Source organism: Janthinobacterium sp. GW821-FHT03C10, from assembly GCF_059420865.1.
In genome coordinates this window covers 152,476-171,614 of sequence record NZ_JBWKUN010000004.1, presented here as the reverse complement: position 1 = coordinate 171,614, position 19,139 = coordinate 152,476, and the positions used below count along the sequence as shown (strand labels likewise).

The following is a 19,139-nucleotide window of genomic DNA, read 5'->3' as shown; positions in this document are numbered from 1 at the left end:
CAGCCGTGTTGGCACGGCCGATCATGTTGGCGTGATGGTGGTGTCGGGTTACGCGCTTTGCGCTAACCCGACCTACGCGAGCGCCATGTCAGAGAAAGGTCGGATTGGCGGGGCGCAGCCACGCGTCATCCGACGTTGGCCGCGCCGTGTCAAAAAAATCAGGCAGTGCCGCCGACCGTGATGCCATCGAGACGCAGGGTCGGCTGTCCCACGCCCACGGGCACGCTTTGCCCCTCCTTGCCGCAGATACCCACGCCCGAGTCCAGGCACATGTCGTTGCCGATCATGGAAACACGGTTGAGCACGTCCGGGCCGTTGCCGATCAGGGTCGCGCCCTTCACCGGGTAGCTGAGCTTGCCGTTTTCGATCATGTACGCTTCGCTGGCCGAGAAGACGAACTTGCCGTTCGTGATGTCGACCTGGCCGCCGCCGAAGTTAACGGCATACAAGCCGTTTTTCACGGAAGCGAGGATCTCGCCCGGATCCTTGTCGCCGCCCAGCATATACGTGTTCGTCATGCGCGGCATGGGCAGGTGGGCGAACGATTCGCGGCGCGCATTGCCCGTCACGGGCATCTTCATCAGGCGCGCATTCATGGTGTCCTGAATGTAACCCTTCAGGATGCCGTCCTCGATCAGGGTGGTGCACTGCGTCGGGTTGCCCTCGTCGTCGATATTGAGCGAACCGCGCCGGCCAGCCAGGGTACCGTCATCGACCACGGTGACGCCCTTGGCGGCCACGCGCTCGCCGATGCGCCCCGAAAACGCGGATGAGCCCTTGCGGTTGAAATCGCCTTCCAGGCCATGGCCGATCGCCTCGTGCAGCAGGATGCCGGGCCAGCCCGGTCCCAGCACGATGGTCATGGGGCCGGCGGGCGCCGGGCGCGCTTCCAGGTTCACCAGGGCCGACTTGACGGCGTCGGCAGCGTACTGTTCCAGCACGGCATCGCTGAAATAGTCATAGCTGAAACGCCCGCCACCACCGGCCGAGCCCGTTTCGCGGCGGCCATTCTGTTCCGCAATCACGGTCAGCGACACGCGCACCAGCGGACGGATGTCGGCCGCCAGCACGCCGTCGCTGCGCAGCACCAGCACCACGTCGTACTCGCCGGCCAGGCCCGCCATCACTTGCACCACCCTGGGATCTTTCGCGCGCGCCATCTTTTCCACACGCTCGAGCAGCTGCACCTTGGCCGTGGCGTCCAGCGAGGCGAGCGGATCGTTGGGCAGGTACAGCGAGCGCCCGCCCTGCGGCTGCATCCGGCCCGCGATCTTGACCCTGCCGGCGCCCGCGCGCGCGATGGTGCGCGTGGCCGCCGCCGCTTCCAGCAGGGCCCGCTCGGAAATGTCGTCGGAATACGCAAACGCCGTCTTGTCGCCGGACACGGCGCGCACGCCCACGCCCTGGTCGATGGAAAAACTGCCCGTCTTGACGATGCCCTCTTCCAGGCTCCAGCCTTCGCTCTTGGTCGACTGGAAATACAGGTCGGCATAGTCGACCTTGTGCGTAAACATCGTGCCCAGGGCTTTCAACAGCTTGTCTTCGTCCAGGCCGAAGGGCGTGAGCAGGATATCGCGCGCCACGGCCAGATTCGATAGATTGGGTTCAAATGGGATCATAGCTCTTTCTCAACATTCAATTTACATCGTCCGGTGAGTGAGTGCCGGCAAGGACTCGCGCACGCCGGCCAAAAACACCAGGTCGATCTCGCCGCTGACCACGCCCTCGCCTTCGGGCAGCACGGCGATCACTTCGCCCCACGGGTCGATCAGCATGCTGTGGCCCCAGGTCCGCCGGCCGTTCGGATGCAAGCCGCCCTGCGCCGAGGCCAGCACATAGCACTGGTTTTCGATGGCGCGCGCGCGCAGCAGCACTTCCCAGTGGGCGCTGCCCGTCGTGTGGGTAAACGCGGCCGGCACGACGATCAGCGCGCAATCGCCCATGGCCCGGTACAGTTCCGGGAAACGCAGGTCATAGCAGATGGACAGGCCGACCCGGCCAAACGGCGTCTCGATCGAGCGCACCTGCGCACCGGGCACGATGGTGCGCGATTCGTTGTATGACTCGGCGCCGCGCGTAAAGCCGAACAGGTGGATCTTGTCGTAGCGGCCGGCCGGCTCGCCTTGCGGGTCGTACACCAGCGTGGTGTTCAAGACCTTGCCCTCCTGGCCGGAGATCAGGGGCAAGGTGCCGCCGATCAGCCAGATGCCATGCTGGCGCGCCATCTGCGCCATGCCATCCTGGATCGGCCCGTGGCCGGGCTGTTCCGCATGAGCCAGCTTGTCCGTTTCCTGCTTGCCCATGATGGCCCAGTATTCGGGCAGCACCACCAGCTGCGCGCCAGCGGCGGCGGCCTGCGCCACCAGGCGGTGCGCCGTCGCCAGATTGTCTTCCACGCAAGGCGAGGAAATCATTTGTACTGCTGCAACTGTATGCATCATTGCCACCTCTTCTCCATTCGAACGCCGCGCCTATTTCGCCACAGCCTCCACGGCTGCGGCGGCAGGAGCGGCGACAGGTTCCAATTTACCACCATCGAGCTTGGTCACGACGGGCGCTTTCCACGGGCCGGCGATCTGCATGTGGTAAGTGAGCGCCTTCATCACGGGGGCGCGCAGGAACAGCTGCGCCAGGAAGCTGCCCAGGCCGATGACGGGATTGACGGCCAGCGCGTACACGAGCGGCCCCGTGCCCAGGTTAAATTCCGGAATCACCACCACGTGCAGGTTCGTCGTTTCATTGGCGATATCGGCCGTGCCATCCATCAGCACGGTGGCCGCCACGCCATGCATCTTGAGGTTGTCGGTGGTCACCACGCCCCGCTTGATGCTGGCGTTGGCCGTGATGCCGTCGAAGGCCAGGCCTTCGGAAAACACGTCGTGGAAATCGAGTTTCAGCAAGCGGGGCAAGGCTTGCAGGCTGAGTACGCCCAACAGCTTGGCCGCGCCCGGATCCTGCTTGAGGAACTGGCCCGATTCCACGTTCATCTCGATCTGCCCCGACAGGGTGGGAATGTCGAGCGAATACGGCAAGCCGTTCCAGGCGATGTCGCCGCTCAGGCGCCCCTTGCCGCGACGCAATGTGTCGGCAAAGCCGAAGCGGTCGAGCAGCTTGCCCGCATCGACGATATCGAGGCCGAAACGCAGGCTGGTCGTGCTTTGTCCGTCCTTGATGACCCATTTGCCACTGCCGCTCAGCGCGCCATCGGGATTCGACAATTGCAGCTTGCCCACGCGCCACTCGCGCCCGCCCGCCGCCATGGTGTTATAGGCCTGCAACTCCAGCCGGCCGATCTTCTTGTTGAACAGTTCAAATTGCTCGGCAACGATATCGAGCGAGGGGATCGACTGGGCGCCGCTTTTCCCTTCCAGCAAATTCTTCACGTCGTTGGCGGCCGACTCCGGAATGATCAGCGACGACAGGCGCGCCGTCATCTTGCCCAGACCGGACGGCGTTTCCAGCCACGTCACATAGCCGGACACTTGTTTCGCGTCAATATTGGCTTGCCACACATCCTTCTGGTGCGTGGCGCCGACCACCACGTTTTCCAGCTTGCGCTCGCCCAGCATCAGTTCGCTGGCCCGGGCCGCCATCATGTCCGGCACCACGTATTGCGCGATATCAGGCGCGTCGTCCGCGCTGCCGCCCGCATCGGCTGGCGCCGCGGCGCCGCCGGCGATCTCGCTGCCGGCGGCGATCCAGCTATCCACGTCCAGGGTTTTCATATTCACGTTGAGCATCATGCCGCTGTCCGGTTCCGGCGCCGGCACGTTCACGCCGATGCCGCCGCGCACCAGGCGCCAGGCATCCTTGCCCTGCTTCTGGCGCTGGTAGCGTGCGGCAATGCCGGAGCCGAGCGCGATGCGGATATCGTCCGTGCGCAGCCCGGCCCCGTTGGCCGCATTGCCCGTCAGGGTGAATTTCACGGGCAGGCTGTCGCCGGCCGGTTTTTTCAGCGGGGCGGGAAAATCCAGGCCCAGACCCGTCAAGGGCGACTCCACATTGACCACCACCTGGTGGTCGCGCGCCGTGATCAGGCCGCTGTAGCGCGCGCCGCCGTTCAAATGTTTCGCCAGGCGCTGCAGCACGGGCGCCGGATACGTCTTGCGCAAGCCATCGATGGTCATGTTGCCGGCGAGTTTCACCTGAATGGAACTGTCCGCCTGCGTGCCGCCCGAAATGGCCAGCGGCCCGCCCAGCAGGCTGCCGTTCAAGCCATTCAGGTTGACGCCCTTTTCGTTGAATTCGATCTTGCCCTGCGTGCCCAGCACGGGCGGCATGTCGTGGAACAGCACCACGTCGTTACCCGCCAGCTGCAAGCTGCCCTGCACGGTCGACTCGAGCATGCGCTCGATCGGCAAATGCAATTTGAGGGCCAGCCTGGCGTTGCCCGTCGCCGTCGTTTCATCCGTGAAATGCTCGATCCAGCCCAGCACGGGGCTGGCCGTCACGTACTTGAGGAATTCCTGCATCGGGCCGGCCGCGTTGCCGTCGATATCGAGCAAGGTGTCGAACACGGTCAGGTCGGGGATCACGGCTTTGACGTTCGTCAATGCCACGCCGCCCGTGGTGGCCGTGTCGCCGCGAATTTCCATGCGCGCCCGCTCGAACACAAAGCTGCCCTTGATCTTTTCCGCCTGCGGCCACAAGGGCGCCTTGCCCGCCAGCGGACCGCTTTCCGCAAATTCGCCGGGCGCATAGTTCAAGGTGCCGTTCTCGATCTTGCCGGCTACGCGGAAGTCGCCCCGGTTGCGCTGGGCTGGCGTGTCGGCCTTGAAGGGGAAATGTTCGAGCTCGCCGCGCAGACGCAGGCTGACATCGTGCGCCATGCCGCCTTCCAGCGCGCCCGTCAGCCAATGGCGCAGGTGCTCGGGCGTTTGCAGCGGCAGATAGCGGCCGATGGTATTGATCTGGAAATTGTCGATCGTGCCCGTCAAGTCGACCTGCCCCAGGTTCTTGCCGTCGAGCGGCAGGCGGTGCGTGCCTTGCAGGGCGACGCGCAAGCCTTGCTGATTGAAATCCAGCTTGTCCAGCTCGACCTGCAGCATATTGGCCGCTTCAAACGTCCAGCGCGCCTGCATCGCGAATTGTTCGAACGGCAAGGCCGGTTCGCTCAAGTACGTGGGCAATTGCAGCACCAGGTCCTGCGCGTCGATGGCAATGGTGCCGCCCTTGTCGCTGGCGTCGATGCTGCCGCTGAGTTTATCGAAGCCGGGAATGGCGGGCGCGGCGGCCTGCGCGGGGCTGGTCGCCGTCTTCGCCACGGCCAGGCGCGCCGGCTGCGCATCCAGGCCCAGGTCGATGAGTTTGCCGCGCAGACGGTAGCTGGCGGGCGCGGCCATCTCGCCTTCCCATTGCGCCGAAAAATCCTGCAAACGCCCGCGCGGCGCCAGGGCGTCGAGGCGCTGGCGCTGCTGCTCGCCCAGCGGCAATTTGTCGGCCAGCGCGGCCAGGGTTTGCAAATCGAGCGACTTGGCCGTGATTTCCGTGCGCGCCGGCTTGCGCTTCGTGGCAGCGATGAAACGCTCGGACAAGGTCGTGGGCGGCAGGCTGAGGCCGTCGCGTGTTTCCACCGCGAAGTTCGTCAATTCCACCTGATGGCCGTTCGCGCCGAAGGTCGGCTTACCGTCAGGCACCTGCGCCGACAGCTCTTCTTTTGCCGAAATGCGTCCGCTGACCGACAGCAAGTCGAGCGGCGCGATATGCTCGCCCAGCTGCGCCTGCACATCCGTCAAGCCCACGTCGGCCGTGAAGCCGGCCAGACGCGCGTGGTCCAGGCTCAACCAGGCGCGCAGGGCGCCCTTGCCCTGGCTCAGCTCGAACGGGTAATCGAGATAGCGGCGCCAGGCGGCCAGATCGGCGTTTTTCAGGTCCGCATACAGCTCGCCCTTCCACATCGATACATCGGAGATGCGCGTGCTGAAAGGGGGATGCGTGAAGTGAGCGCGCACATCGATGGGGGCGGCCAGGCTGGCGGGCGGCGTGGCCTGCAAGCCCAGCCGGTGGCTGCGCCAGCGGTTGCGCAGCAGCAGATTGACCTGGGACAAAGCCAGCTCCGGCGTGCCGCGCGCTTCGTCCGTCCAGCGCACCTTGCCGTCGCGGATGATGACGTCATGCTGCGACAGCAGCCAGTCGGCGCCCTTGCCATCGCTGCCTTGCGTGCTGTCGATCAATACCCCGGCCACGTACAGATTGCCATCCTTGCTGCGCCGCACGTCCAGATCGGGCCGCGTGATTTCCAGGGTAGTGAAGCGCACGGAACCGAGCACGCTCCACCACGATACGGTGGCCGAGATGCTCGGCAGGCTCAGCGCCTGGCGGCCCGCCTGGTCGCGCAAGGTCACGTCGCCGAGGAAGAGATTCGGCCGCAGGCCGTGCCAGGAGGCATAAATACGCGCGATACTGACGGGGTTGCCCAGCGCGCGGCTGGCCGCCCGCTCGATATCGCCTTTGTAGTAATCGATATTCGGCAAGATCGCGTAGCGCAGGAACAGAAACAGCACGGCGAAGGCAAAATATGCGAGCAGCACCAGTTTGACGGTAAAACCCAGCACATGGTGGGTGGCCAGGTTGGCCATGCGATAGGCGGCACGCAGCCGCTGCCAGCGCAGGGCCAATGGCACATGTTCTGTCACGCTTGCTTCTGGCGGTTTTTGCATCAATAAGCTAATAAACGGGCCCGGCGTCAAATAATGGCAAAAATCGTCTGCATTCGTGGTGCGCGCCTGCATCCTTGCGCTTGCGTCTGAGCAAAGCCTCCCTTACCATCGTCCGGAAGAGCACGCACTGCCGGCGGCTTAGCGCCAGCGGCACAATTTTACCGCATCCCCCGCCGTTCGCAGCCAAGTTAAACAAGAACATGCACGCAGCATCCACGAGACCCTTACCGATACCATGAGCACACAGCCTTTGATTTCCGCCTCCCGTTTCTACCAGCGCTGGCTGGACGCCGCCCCCGAGCGCGCCGCACAGGTAGCGCAACTGGTGCGCGCGCCGCTGGACGGGCTCGACTTTGCCGCCGCGCTGGCCGAGCAGGCGAACGCGGCCACGCCGCCGCTGCCGCCCGAGCGGGCCATGCGCCGCCTGCGCAACCTGCTGGTATGCGGCCTGATCGTGCGCGATCTTGGCGGCCAGGCGGACTTGAACGAAGTCGTCACGGCCATGACGGGCTTTGCCGATTTCGCCATCCGCACGCATGTGGATGCCATCATGGCCGAGATGGTGACCCTGCACGGCATGCCCGTCGGCGAGGAATCGGGCGAGGAACAGGCCTTGATGGTGCTGGCGATGGGCAAGCAGGGCGGCGGCGAGCTGAACGTCTCGTCGGACATCGACCTGATCTTTGTGTATCCGGAAGATGGCGACACGCAAGCGACCCAGCCGGGCCAGCGCAGCCTGTCGAATCACGAGTTTTTCATTCGCATGGGCAAGAAGCTGATCGCCGCCCTGGCCGAGATCACGCAGGATGGTTTTACTTTCCGCGTGGACATGGCCTTGCGCCCGAATGGCAATTCGGGACCGCTGGCCGCCAGCCTGAGCATGGTGGAACAATACCTGATCGTGCAGGGCCGCGAATGGGAGCGCTACGCCTGGGTCAAGGCACGCGCCGTGACGGGCAAGCCCGAAGACATCGCCGCGCTCGACGCCATCGTGCGCCCCTTCGTCTTTCGCCGCTACCTCGATTTCGGCGTCATCGACGCCATCCGCACCATGCACGGCCAGATCCGCGCCGAGGTCAACCGCCAGGAGCGGCTGCACCCGGACCGCAGCAACAACGTCAAGCTGGGCCGTGGCGGCATCCGCGAAATCGAATTCCTCGCGCAAGTATTCCAATTGATACGGGGCGGGCGCGACGCCGAACTGCGCGAGCGCTCCACGCGCGCAACCCTGCGCACGGTGGCGGACAAGGGCTTGCTGGAACCGGCCATCGTGGAACAGTTGCTCGGTTCCTACACTTTCTTGCGCAACCTCGAACACCGGCTGCAGTATCTTGACGATGCACAGACACACACCCTGCCCGCGAATGACGCCGACCGCCTGAGCGTGGCGCAGATGATGGGTTTGCCCGACACGCCCACCCTGCTGGCCCAGCTGGAAGTGCACCGCGTGTTTGTCGCCGGTCAATTCGACGAAATGTTCAGCGACAAGAGCAGCGGCACGCCGCCGGCCGACACGGGCATCGACCCGCAAACCTCGAACGACTGCGCCGCCTCGGACCAGCAGGAAGCCATCGAGGCGCGCTTTGCCGCCCTCGGTTTCCATGAGCCGGCCGCCTGCGCGCGCCGCCTGCTGGCCACCTGGCAAGCACCGCGCCTGCAATCCTTGCCCGAGGCAAGCCGCACGCGTCTGGTCGCCCTCGTCAATTCCGCCCTGCCCCTGATCACCGACTGCTCCGTTTCCAACGGCAACGCCAGCCAGCTGGCCACCCTGGGCCGGCTGCTCGATTTCCTGGAAGCCATCGCGCGCCGCTCGGCCTATCTGTCGCTGCTGACGGAATACCCGCACACCCTGGAGCGTGTGGTGCGCATGGTGTGCGCCAGCGGCTGGGCCGCCACCTTCCTCACGCAGCACCCGATCCTGCTCGACGAGTTGCTCGATGAGCGCATCCGCAACACGGTGCCGGATCCGGCCGCGCTGGCGCTGGACCTGCAACGCCAGCTCGACGACGCCCCCGGCGACACGGAGCGGCAGATGGATATCCTGCGTGAAATGCACCACGCGCAGCTGTTCCAGTGCCTGGCGCAAGACCTGGCGGGCGACCTGAGCGTGGAAAAACTGGCCGATTACCTGTCGCAGCTGGCCGACATCATCGTCGCCGCCACCGTGCAAGCCGTGTGGCAAACCTTGCCCACGCGCCACCGCGAGGTGCCGAAATTCGCCGTCATCGCATATGGCAAGCTGGGCGGCAAGGAACTGGGCTATGTCTCGGACCTCGACGTCATCTTCCTGTTCGACGACGACGACCAGGAAGCGCCCGGCCTGTACGCCAAGCTGGCGCAGCGTTTCATCACCTGGATGACCTCGCACACCTCGGCCGGCATCCTGTTCGACATCGACATCGCCCTGCGCCCCGACGGCGCCTCGGGCATGCTGGTGTCCAGCGTGCAGGCGTTCGAGCGCTACCAGAGCAGCGCGGCCTGGGTGTGGGAACACCAGGCGCTCACGCGCGCGCGCTTTTGCGCCGGCGACGTCAGCATCGGCAAGCATTTCGAACGCATCCGCGACACGATCTTGCGCAAGGAGCGCCCGGAAAACGGCCCGCTCAAGGGCGAAGTGGTGGCCATGCGCAAGAAAATGCTCGATGCGCATCCGCCCCGCCCCGGCAGCTTTGACTTGAAGCAGGATCCGGGCGGCATGATCGACATCGAATTCATGGTGCAATACCTGGTGCTGCAGCATGCGGCGCAGTATCCGCAGCTGACGGCCAACTCGGGCAATATCGCCCTGCTGCGCCTGTGCGGCGAGCTGGGGCTGATCGACGCGCAACTGGCGACCCTCGTTGCCGACGCCTACCGCGCGCTGCGCAAGCTGCAGCACCAGTTGCGCCTGCAAGGGCAGGATCTGGCCCGCGTGGAACCGGAGCGGGTGCGCGTGCATGCGGAGAATGTCATGCGCCTGTGGCAAGCCATCTTCGGCGCCGCGGCCTGAGGCCGGGCCGGGCATGCCGCTCCATTACCTGTCCCGCCTGAGCGGATCGGCGCGCGATACGCAAGCCAATCTGCAGCTGGGCTGCGTGCTGGCGCTGGTGGCCGGCGCCGTGAACGCGGGCGGCTTTCTCGCCATCGGCGGCTATACCTCGCACATGACGGGCATCGTCTCGGGCATGGCGGATGACCTGGCGCTGGGCAACGTCACGGTAGCCCTGGCCGCGCTGGGCGCCTGGCTGGCCTTTGTCAGCGGCGCGGCCGTCACGGCCATCATGGTGAACTGGGGCAAGCGGCGCCGGCTGCACAGCCAGTTTGCCGCCAGCCTGCTGCTGGAAGCGGCGCTGTTGCTGCTGTTCGGCCTGACAGGCAACTACCTGGCCACCATGCCCGACGTGCTGGGCCCCGTCACCATCTTGCTGCTGTGCTTTGTGATGGGCTTGCAGAACGCCATCATCACCAAGATTTCGGGCGCCGTCATCCGCACCACGCACGTGACGGGCCTGTCCACCGACATCGGCATCGAGCTGGGCAAGATGGCGTACTACAACCGCAGGAAATTGCCGGACCGGATGGTGAAGGTCAACCGGGGCAAGCTGAGGACGCACAGCCTGCTGATCAGCTGTTTCTTCATCGGCGGCGTCAGCGGCGCACTGGCCTTCAAGCACGTCGGCTTTCCGGCCGCCACCATCATCCTCGCCGGCGTGCTGACTTTACTGTCGGGCGTGCCCGTGCTGCGCGACTTGCGCGTCTTGTGGCGCTTTTACCGGCGCCGGCTGTGGAAACAAAAATGCCGTCCAGACCAGATCTGAACGGCATCACCTTGCTATGCTGAATTACTGCTGCGCGGTCTTGTTGCCGGCAGCCGGACCAATATAGCGGTTAATGAAGCTGTACACGGCTTCTCCCCACTTGATGTTGTTGCTTTCCTTGGACCAGCCATGGCCCTCGCCCGTCATCACCATCCATTCAACCGTATTACCTTGTTTGAGCAACTGGTCGCGCATTTTTTCGCCGTGAATCAGGGGCACGCGGCGATCTTCGCTACCATAGGCCATCAGCACGGGCGCCTTGATCTTGTCCGCATGATCGATCGCCGATACCTTCCGGAAATACACGTCGTCGGTCTTCGGATCACCGTGCATTTTCGTGCCGATGTTATCCATCACAGGACCGGAGACATCGGACCAGTTGACAGTAAACAACATTTTCACGTCCGTCACGCCCACCCAGTTGATGCCGCATTTGTACAGGTCGGGATTCTTCACCAGGCCGTACATGGTGGCATAGCCGCCATAGCTGGCGCCGATGATGCAGACGCGGTTGCGATCGACCACGCCCTGCTTGACCAGTTCCTCGATACCGTCCGTGATGTCATCCTGCATGGCCAGACCCCATTGCTTCCAGCCCGCCGTATGGTGCTTCCACCCCAGGCCGGTCGACATGCGAAATTGCGGTTGCATCACGGCAAAGCCGCGTGAAGCGAGCATCTGCGTGATCGGATCGTAGCCAAAGCTGTCGCGCGCATGCGGGCCACCGTGGATATACGCCACCAGCGGCAGGGCCTTGGGCGTGCGGCCTTCCGGCAAGGTCAGGTAGGCCGGGATGGTCAGGCCATCGCGCGCCTTGTAGCGGATAACCGTCTGCTCGGAAAGTTTCTTGCCGTCCAGTGAGGGCTTGACACTGTACAGCGGCTCCAGCGTCTTCTTCAAGGTATCGAAGTAATACAGCTTGCCCACGTTATTGACGCCGGTGGTGACAACGACGGCGCGGTTGCCGCGCCACTGGAATTCCACGTGCTCGCCAGGCAGGCTGGCGTCGAGCGAAGCCTGCAGGCGCGCATAGTCTTCGTCAAAATAATACATTTCCGGCTTCATGCCGTTGACGGCCACGCCCACCACCTTCTTGCGCGCTTCATCAAAGATCAGGCCGCCCGCGATATCGGCTTCCGCATGTTCGGCGATCAGCTCTCCCGCCGTATTGGTGGCGCTGTTCCAGATATGCACGCCGGCCTTGTCGCGGCCATTGAAGCGTCCGGCCACGAACAGGGTCTTGTTATCAAAATCAAATCCCAGCGGATTCATTTCCTTGCCTTCATCCAGATACGCCTTGTAAATCGCTTTCCACGGCGCCTTCTCGTCATCGCGCAGGTACACGGTTTGCACGATACGCTTGCTGCCGTCTTCCACCGTCATGGCCGATGCCACGCGGATCACATTATTATGGTCAAGCACCCAGCCGCTGACGGCGCCCGGATTATTAAAGGTCAACAAGGCCATGCGGCCGTTCGTCGTATCGAGGCGGAACACGTCGCTGGCGCCCAGGTCGGCATCGCGGCCCCGCTCGTTGTTGACGACAATCAAGTCGTTGCTGTCGCCGCCCACACGCTGCAGCACGGACACGGGCTTGTACGGCATGCCCGAGCTCATCGATTCCTTCACGCTGATCACCAGCTTGCGAAAGCCGCTGCCGTCGCTGTTGACGGCGAACAAACCACCGCCGGTCTGTTTTTCCAGTACTTCTTCGCTGCCTTTGCTGATGCTGAACACCAGGCGCTTGTTGTTGACCCAAATGGGGTTGGCCACGTTCCAGTCCGGATCGGAAGCCACCACGGTCGAAGCCCTGGTATCGAGATTGATGACCGCCAGCACGAAGCGTCCATTGCGCGGCGTCAACACCGCCATGCTTTGACCATCGGGCGACAGGATGGGGCGGCCGCTGAACTCCGCTTTCTTGAAAAATTCGGCAATGGGAATGGATTCGTCGGCGCGCACGCTTGCGCTGTACAGGCCGCTACTGAGTAACAAGGTACTAAGCACGACAGGAATGATGCGTCGGTTCAAGACAGTCTCCTCGATAAAAACAATGACTTTAATTTCCTTAAGGCAATCACGCACTGCTTGCCCAGCAGGACAAAAAAAGACGCCGTTACCTCACGGTCACGGCGCCTTCTTCATCATGCGCGATTACTTGAAGCTGTAATCAGCCGTGATCTGGAAATAACGGCCCATCGCGCTATGCAGCGACGAGTAGTAGTTCGCCGTGCCGTTCGGATGGAAAGGCGGTTTGCGGTCGAAGGCATTCTGGATGGCAAAGCTCAGCTTGGTGTTCTTGAAGCCGCTGTAGCTGCCGCCCAGATTAACCACGGTGAACGATGGAATCCCTTTGCACAGCTCCGGGAAGCCTTCGGTTTCAAGTACGCAATCTTGCGTACGGTCGGCAACCGATGCCATCTTGCTGATAAATACCGTATCTGCCGACAAGGCGTAGGCCGCTTTCTTCCACGCCAGGCCCAGGGTAGCTTGCACCGACGGCGTGCCACGGGTGCCTGCATACTCGATCAGGTCGTCGGTTGGCGACGGCGCGTTCTTGAACGACTGCATGTGGCTGACGTTCAGGGTTGGCTGCAAGCTGCCGTACTCACCCAGGTTGATACGGCCCGTCAGCTTCAGGTCCACGCCACGGATCTGCGTCACGGCCACGTTGGTCAGCAACATCTTGATATTGGTGATTTCACCGGCGGTGGCACCGGCGAGCTTGTCGGCGGCGGTCAGCGGATCACGCGTGATGGCAACGGCCGGGTCGCCAGCGTAGCGGCTAGGATCGGACAGGACCTTGTCCAAGTCATAGGTACCGATTTCGTTGACGCGCTTGATCTGCCACAGATCGATCGTTGCCAGGAACGACGAGCTTGGTTCCCAGGCCAGGCCCAGGGTGTAGCTCTTCGCCGTTTCCGGTTTCAGCTCCGGATTCGCGCCGCTTTGATACGGGCTGGAAGTGGAGCAGCCCAGCTTGTATTGGGCGTTGCAACGGTAGGGATCGCGAATCGACACAAAGGCATTGCGCACGTCGGTGGAGTTTTCCACCAGGGTCGGTGCACGGAAGCCTTCAGCATAGGTGCCGCGCACCATGAACGCCGGCGTCACGCTCCACTTCAAGCCCACTTTCGGCGTGGTCGAATTGCCGTAGTCGGAGTAATGGTCGTGACGCACTGCCACTTGCGCTTCCAGCGATTTCAGCAGGGGAATCGTCGATTCCGCATAGATCGAGGAAATGTTACGGTCATTCGAAAAGCCTGGCGGCAATTGCGCCTGGTGATAGAACTCGCCTTCCACGGCAAGCGGATCAGGCGACGTGCTCAGGCTTTCGCGACGGAACTCGGTACCGACCGCCAGGCCGACGGCGCCAGCAGGTAAGTTGAACAATTCACCGGAAATCTTGCCATCGATTTGCGTCAGGCTGGACTTGAACATGTTTTTCGAATTGGCCGTGATCGAATCGTACAGGGCCTGATTGGCCGCACCGCCGCCGAAGATGAAGGTGCCGTTCTTGTAGGCATTGACGAAAGGCGTCAGCATGATCGCGCTGGTATTGCGTGAAGTCACTTTACTATCCGTACGCAACAGGGCCGTTTCCCAGTCCCAGTTCTTGTAATAACCTTTGACACCGACCAGGTAGCGGCCGAAATCGGTGGTGTTGTCCTGGCCCTGGCCTGGGAAGTCACGCAGCGAAGCGCGCACGCGCACGGTGCCGTTGCCACCCGCCAAGGTCTTGCCGTCCGGGCCAATCAGCTCTTTGGGATACTGCGGATGCGTAATCGGCAAGGCTGGCGTCACTTGGCCAGTCTGGCCGGCAACCCAGTGCAGCAGGCCGGTAACGGTGGCCTTGTTGCGGTTGAACATCAGTTCGCTGAAGACCGTGGTGCTGGCGGTCGGCTGCCAGGTCAGGCGGCTGGTGATGCCGAAACGGTCGGTCTTGCCGGCGGAATTGATGGAGCTGTCCTGGAAGTCATCGAATACGCAGGCATTGCCCAGGGCGCCTGCGCCCAGTACGCTGTCGGCCGGCACCAGACGGTCAGCCGGGCAATTCTTGTCCAACGTGCGCGACGTCAGCGCGCCGGTGGCCTTGTCGGTCCAGTAGATATTGCCTGGGTAGGTGTACAGCGAACGGCGGTCCTTGTAGCCATACGCGCGCAGATCCTGCGTGCTCAGGTAGCCGTCGCGCTTGCGCAGGTACATCGGATCGCGCTGGCGCACGTCCAGGGTGGCGTAGGCATTGAAATGGTCCTTGACCAGGCTGCCGGTACCAAAGCTGATGGTCGCACGCTTCTGCTCACCATCGCTGCGGCTGGACTGGCCCAGCGAGCCGCCCACTTCCAGACCTTCGAAGCTGTCGCGCAGAATGATGTTGACCACGCCGGCCATCGCTTCCGAACCATAAATGGCCGATGCGCCATCTTTCAGGATTTCGATGCGTTCCACGGCGCCCACGGGAATCGAGTTCAAATCGACAAACGTCGTCTGGAATTCAGGCTGCGCGTATGGCGCCAGGCGGCGGCCATTGATCAGGGTCAGAGTGGCCTGGCTGCCGAAACCGCGCAGGTTCAGGCCGGCGGCGCCAGCGCTGAAACCATTGGTGCGGTTCTCGTCGATACCGCCGACGTTCGACGAGATCGTGCGCAGCACTTCATTGAGCGACGTCGCGCCACCGCGCGTCAGTTCATCACGCGTGATGATCTGCACCGGCGAAGCCGATTCCAGCGTAATGCGGCGCACGTTCGAGCCGGTTACGTACACTTTTTGCACGGCGCTGCCGTCGGCCTCGGCCGCAGCCTTCGCCGGCGCCGCCGCCTGAGGTCCCATGCTGGCGTCCTGCGCATGAGTTACTTGAGTCAACAAACTGGTACCGGCAATTACGCCCAGCGCGAAGCGAACCAAGACCACACTAGTTTTTTCTCTGATGAACATTACTCTTCCCTTTGTGCTTTTTTATATAGTCAATTTTGTTATTGCAACTCAGATTCAGGCAGCCAGCGACGTTACATATTCCAAGCAGGCAATACGTATCCCACACGCGGTTATGCGTTGTCTGCATGAAACTTTATTATGCATGCATGTTTTTTCATTTTGTTACAAATGTTAGTTTATGTTGCTATAAAACGACTTAACGGAATATTCAATCATCAATATAAAATTTCACGATAATAAATTCGTAAAATTTCCATAAATTAGAATTAAATTTAACCGTATAAATAGTTTCCAGTTTGCTGTTTACGTTCTTGTCAGAATCATGTAAGGCTAAAGACAAGCGGTTTTTATTGCAACTGAGAATGACAATGCCGTTCTGTAAAGCAAGCGGGATGGGACACGGCAGCAGGATGCTGCGGCAGAATGGGATGGTTTTTTTTGCCCAGCACACATGGCGGACAAATGTAACTAATGGTAGTCGCGCATGGCACGCCGCCGGGACTGAAACACACCAGTAATGCGCGCACAGAATGTGCTCGCAAAAAAAAACCGCCCTGTCAGACAGGGCGGCCCGGCGCCCCTCAGAGAGCGCTTACTGCAGTGTTTTGATGAATTACTTGGCCGACATCAGTGCTACGGTGGTGTCGAGCATGCGGTTCGAGAAACCCCACTCGTTGTCGTACCACGAGGATACTTTCACCAGGCGGCCCGACACCTTGGTCAGGGTCGAATCGAAGTTCGACGACGCCGGGTTGTGGTTGAAGTCGATCGAGACCAGCGGTTCGGTCTGGTACGTCAGGATACCTTCCAGGGCGCCTTCCGACGCCGCTTTCATCAGCGCGTTGACTTCTTCCACGGTGGTGTCGCGCTTGGCGATGAACGACAGGTCGACCAGCGACACGTTGATGGTCGGCACGCGGATGGCGAAGCCGTCCAGCTTGCCATTCAGCTCAGGCAGCACCAGGCCCACGGCGGCGGCAGCGCCCGTCTTGGTCGGGATCATGCTCATGGTGGCCGAACGGGCGCGGCGCAGGTCTTCATGCATCACGTCGGACAGTACCTGGTCGTTGGTGTAGGCGTGCACGGTGGTCATCAGGCCCGTTTCGATGCCGATGGCGTCGTTGAGCGGCTTGACCAGCGGTGCCAGGCAGTTGGTGGTGCACGAAGCGTTCGAGATGACGGTGTCCGTCGATTTCAGTACCGAGTGGTTCACGCCGAACACGACGGTCGCATCGACGTCCTTGCCGCCTGGGGCCGAAATGATGACTTTTTTCGCGCCGCCCTTCAAGTGAGCCGAAGCTTTCTCTTTGGTGGTGAAGAAGCCCGTGCATTCCAGCACGACGTCGACGCCCAGCTCGCCCCATGGGATTTCAGCCGGATTGCGCTGTGCGAATACGCGGATCGGATCGCCATTGACGATCATGTTGTCGCCTTCGACGGTCACCGTGCCCGGGAACTTGCCGTGCGCGGTGTCGTAGCGGGTCAGGTGGGCGTTCGATTTGGCATCGCCCAGGTCGTTGATGGCAACGATCTGGATATCCTGTTTCTTGCCGCCTTCGTAGAAAGCGCGCAACACATTACGGCCGATGCGGCCGTAGCCGTTGATTGCAACTTTGATCGTCATACTCTGCTCCTGATTAAAAAAAAGGTATCAGCACAGCACCCCGGCACTACCTTGCCGGGGTCTGCTCAAAATCAATATTAGCCGGCGATAACGGCTTTCACCTTGGCGACGACGTTCTCGACCGTGAAGCCGAAGTGCTTGAACAGCACGCCGGCCGGGGCCGATTCGCCGAACGTGTCGATACCGACCACGGCGCCTTCCAGGCCCACGTATTTGTACCAGAAGCTGGTCACGCCCGCTTCGATGGCCACGCGCGGCACGCCCTTCGTCAGCACGCCGGCCTTGTAGGCGGCGTCCTGGCGGTCGTACACGTCGGTCGACGGCATCGACACCACGCGCACATTGATGCCTTCCGAGGCCAGCGCGCTGGCGGCGGCGACGGCCAGTTCCACTTCGGAACCGGTGGCGATCAGGATCGCCTTGGCGTCGGCCACGTCGTTCAGCACATAGCCGCCGCGGTAGATGTTCTCGATCTGTTCGGCGCTACGCTCCTGGTACGGCAGGTTCTGGCGCGAGAAGATCAGGGTCGACGGGCCATCCTTGCGGCGCACGGCGGCGCCCCAGGCGGCAGCCGACTCGACGGTGTCGCACGGACGCCAGTTGTCCAGGTTCGGGATCAAACGCATCGACGAGACATGCTCGACCGACTGGTGCGTCGGGCCGTCCTCGCCCAGGCCGATCGAATCGTGGGTAAACACGAAGATCGAACGCAGTTTCATCAGGGCAGCCATGCGCAGCGCGTTGCGGCTGTAATCGGAGAACGTCAGGAAGGTGGCGCCGAACGGGATGTAGCCGCCGTGCAGGGTGATGCCGTTCATGATGGCGCTCATGCCGAATTCGCGCACGCCATAGTTGATGTGGTTGCCAGGCTGGCCCGAACGCACGGCCACGCACTCTTTCCAGTTGGTCAGGTTCGAACCGGTCAGGTCGGCCGAGCCGCCCAGGAATTCCGGCAGCGACGACGCCAGCGCCTGGATGGCGTTCTGGCTGGCCTTGCGGGTAGCGATGTTTTCTTTCTTTTCGACGCAGGAAGCGATGGCGGCGCTCAGGGCCGCTTCGAATGCCTGTGGCAAGTCGCCCTGCATGCGGCGGGTCAGTTCAGCGGCTTGCTGCGGGAATTCACGGCTGTAGGCGGCGAAACGCTCGTTCCAGTCTTTTTCCAGCAGGGCGCCCTGCTCTTTCGCATCCCAGGCCGCGTACACGTCGGACGGCATCTCGAACGGTGCGGCATCCCAGCCGATGTATTCGCGCACGGCGGCGATTTCCTTGTCGCCCAGCGCGGCGCCGTGGACCTTGTCGCCGCCTTGCAGGTTCGGCGAACCCTTGCCGATGATGGTCTTGCAGCAGATCAAGGTTGGCTTGCTGGCGGTCTTGGCGGCGGCGATGGCGGCAGCCACGGCGGCCACATCGTGGCCGTCGACGGCGCGGATGACGTTCCAGCCGTAGGCTTCGAAGCGCGCCGGGGTGTCGTCCGTGAACCAGCCTTCCACTTTACCGTCGATGGAAATGCCGTTGTCGTCGTACAGGGCGATCAGTTTATTCAGGCCCAGGGTACCGGCCAGCGCGCACACTTCGTGCGAAATACCTTCCATCAAGCAACCATCGCCGACGAAGGCGTAGGTGTAGTGGTTGACGATGTCGTGGCCAGGCTTGTTGAATTCAGCGGCCAGCAATTGCTCCGACAGGGCCATGCCGACGGCGTTGGCGATACCCTGGCCCAGCGGGCCGGTGGTCGTTTCCACGCCGGGCGTGACATCGACTTCCGGGTGGCCCGGGGTTTTCGAATGCATCTGGCGGAAGGCCTTGATGTCATCCATCGACAGGTCGTAGCCCGTCAGGTGCAGCAGCGCGTAGTGCAGCATCGAGCCGTGGCCGTTCGACAACAGGAAACGGTCGCGGTTCTGCCATTTCGGGTTCGCGGGATTGTGGCGATAGTGACCACTCCACAGGGCAACTGCGATCTCGGCCATGCCCATCGGCATGCCTGGATGGCCGGAGTTGGCCTTTTGTACAGCGTCCATTGCCAGTGCGCGGATCGCATTGGCCATTTTGGTAGTCGGGAGCGTAGTTGTCATGATGGTATGGGTCAGTCGCGAGTTTGGGATTCGTTTGCAACAGCGCGGA

9 protein-coding genes are annotated in these 19,139 nt (G+C 62.4%); 2 read left to right on the top strand and 7 right to left on the bottom strand.

The window, feature by feature from the left end; genetic code table 11:
• Nucleotides 1-158: 158 nt before the first annotated feature.
• Genes tldD through AC07VH_RS15030 form a run of 3 tightly spaced genes read right to left on the bottom strand, consistent with a single transcriptional unit; the run spans nt 159 to nt 6,635 of the window.
• Entirely contained in the window at nt 159-1,619 is a 1,461-nt protein-coding gene (gene tldD, locus AC07VH_RS15040) for a metalloprotease TldD (protein ID WP_475416411.1), read from the bottom strand.
• A 21-nt stretch (nt 1,620-1,640) separates the two neighbouring features.
• Nucleotides 1,641-2,441 carry a carbon-nitrogen hydrolase family protein gene (locus AC07VH_RS15035; protein WP_475416412.1) on the bottom strand — a complete coding sequence of 267 codons (801 nt, stop codon included), beginning with the start codon at nt 2,439-2,441 and terminating at the stop codon, nt 1,641-1,643.
• Nucleotides 2,442-2,471: 30 nt separating this feature from the next.
• Nucleotides 2,472-6,635 (bottom strand): YhdP family protein, encoded by a 4,164-nt coding sequence (locus AC07VH_RS15030; protein ID WP_494788407.1) that lies wholly within the window; start codon nt 6,633-6,635, stop codon nt 2,472-2,474.
• A 259-nt stretch (nt 6,636-6,894) separates the two neighbouring features.
• On the opposite strand from AC07VH_RS15030, the gene glnE reads away from it, so the two are divergent.
• Together glnE and AC07VH_RS15020 are read left to right on the top strand one after the other, a co-directional pair.
• The gene (glnE, locus tag AC07VH_RS15025; protein WP_494788408.1) at nt 6,895-9,648 is read left to right on the top strand and encodes a bifunctional [glutamate--ammonia ligase]-adenylyl-L-tyrosine phosphorylase/[glutamate--ammonia-ligase] adenylyltransferase; all 2,754 of its coding nucleotides are present in this window, start codon (nt 6,895-6,897) and stop codon (nt 9,646-9,648) included.
• A 13-nt stretch (nt 9,649-9,661) separates the two neighbouring features.
• The gene (locus AC07VH_RS15020) at nt 9,662-10,456 is read left to right on the top strand and encodes a YoaK family protein (protein ID WP_494788409.1); all 795 of its coding nucleotides are present in this window, start codon (nt 9,662-9,664) and stop codon (nt 10,454-10,456) included.
• A 24-nt stretch (nt 10,457-10,480) separates the two neighbouring features.
• Here AC07VH_RS15020 and AC07VH_RS15015 read toward each other — a convergent pair whose 3' ends face one another.
• The 4 genes from AC07VH_RS15015 to tkt form a co-directional block, all read right to left on the bottom strand.
• Entirely contained in the window at nt 10,481-12,487 is a 2,007-nt protein-coding gene (locus AC07VH_RS15015) for a S9 family peptidase (protein WP_475416416.1), read from the bottom strand.
• Nucleotides 12,488-12,610: 123 nt separating this feature from the next.
• On the bottom strand, nt 12,611-15,319 hold the full coding sequence (locus AC07VH_RS15010) for a TonB-dependent receptor (RefSeq protein WP_494803993.1): 2,709 nt from the start codon (nt 15,317-15,319) through the stop codon (nt 12,611-12,613).
• 685 nt (nt 15,320-16,004) lie between these two features.
• Complete coding sequence (gene gap / locus AC07VH_RS15005; protein ID WP_010395244.1) at nt 16,005-17,015, bottom strand: type I glyceraldehyde-3-phosphate dehydrogenase; 1,011 nt, start codon at nt 17,013-17,015, stop codon at nt 16,005-16,007.
• Between the two features lie 77 nt (nt 17,016-17,092).
• Nucleotides 17,093-19,090 (bottom strand): transketolase, encoded by a 1,998-nt coding sequence (gene tkt / locus AC07VH_RS15000; protein ID WP_475417424.1) that lies wholly within the window; start codon nt 19,088-19,090, stop codon nt 17,093-17,095.
• Nucleotides 19,091-19,139: the final 49 nt, after the last annotated feature.

Excerpts from the sequence above, each read along its gene's own strand:
- AC07VH_RS15020 (WP_494788409.1), top strand. The coding sequence starts at position 9,662 with ATGCCGCTCCATTACCTGTCCCGCCTGAGCGGATCGGCGCGCGATACG.
- glnE (WP_494788408.1), top strand. The coding sequence starts at position 6,895 with ATGAGCACACAGCCTTTGATTTCCGCCTCCCGTTTCTACCAGCGCTGG.
- AC07VH_RS15035 (WP_475416412.1), bottom strand. The coding sequence starts at position 2,441 with ATGATGCATACAGTTGCAGCAGTACAAATGATTTCCTCGCCTTGCGTG.
- tldD (WP_475416411.1), bottom strand. The coding sequence starts at position 1,619 with ATGATCCCATTTGAACCCAATCTATCGAATCTGGCCGTGGCGCGCGAT.
- tkt (WP_475417424.1), bottom strand. The coding sequence starts at position 19,090 with ATGACAACTACGCTCCCGACTACCAAAATGGCCAATGCGATCCGCGCA.
- gap (WP_010395244.1), bottom strand. The coding sequence starts at position 17,015 with ATGACGATCAAAGTTGCAATCAACGGCTACGGCCGCATCGGCCGTAAT.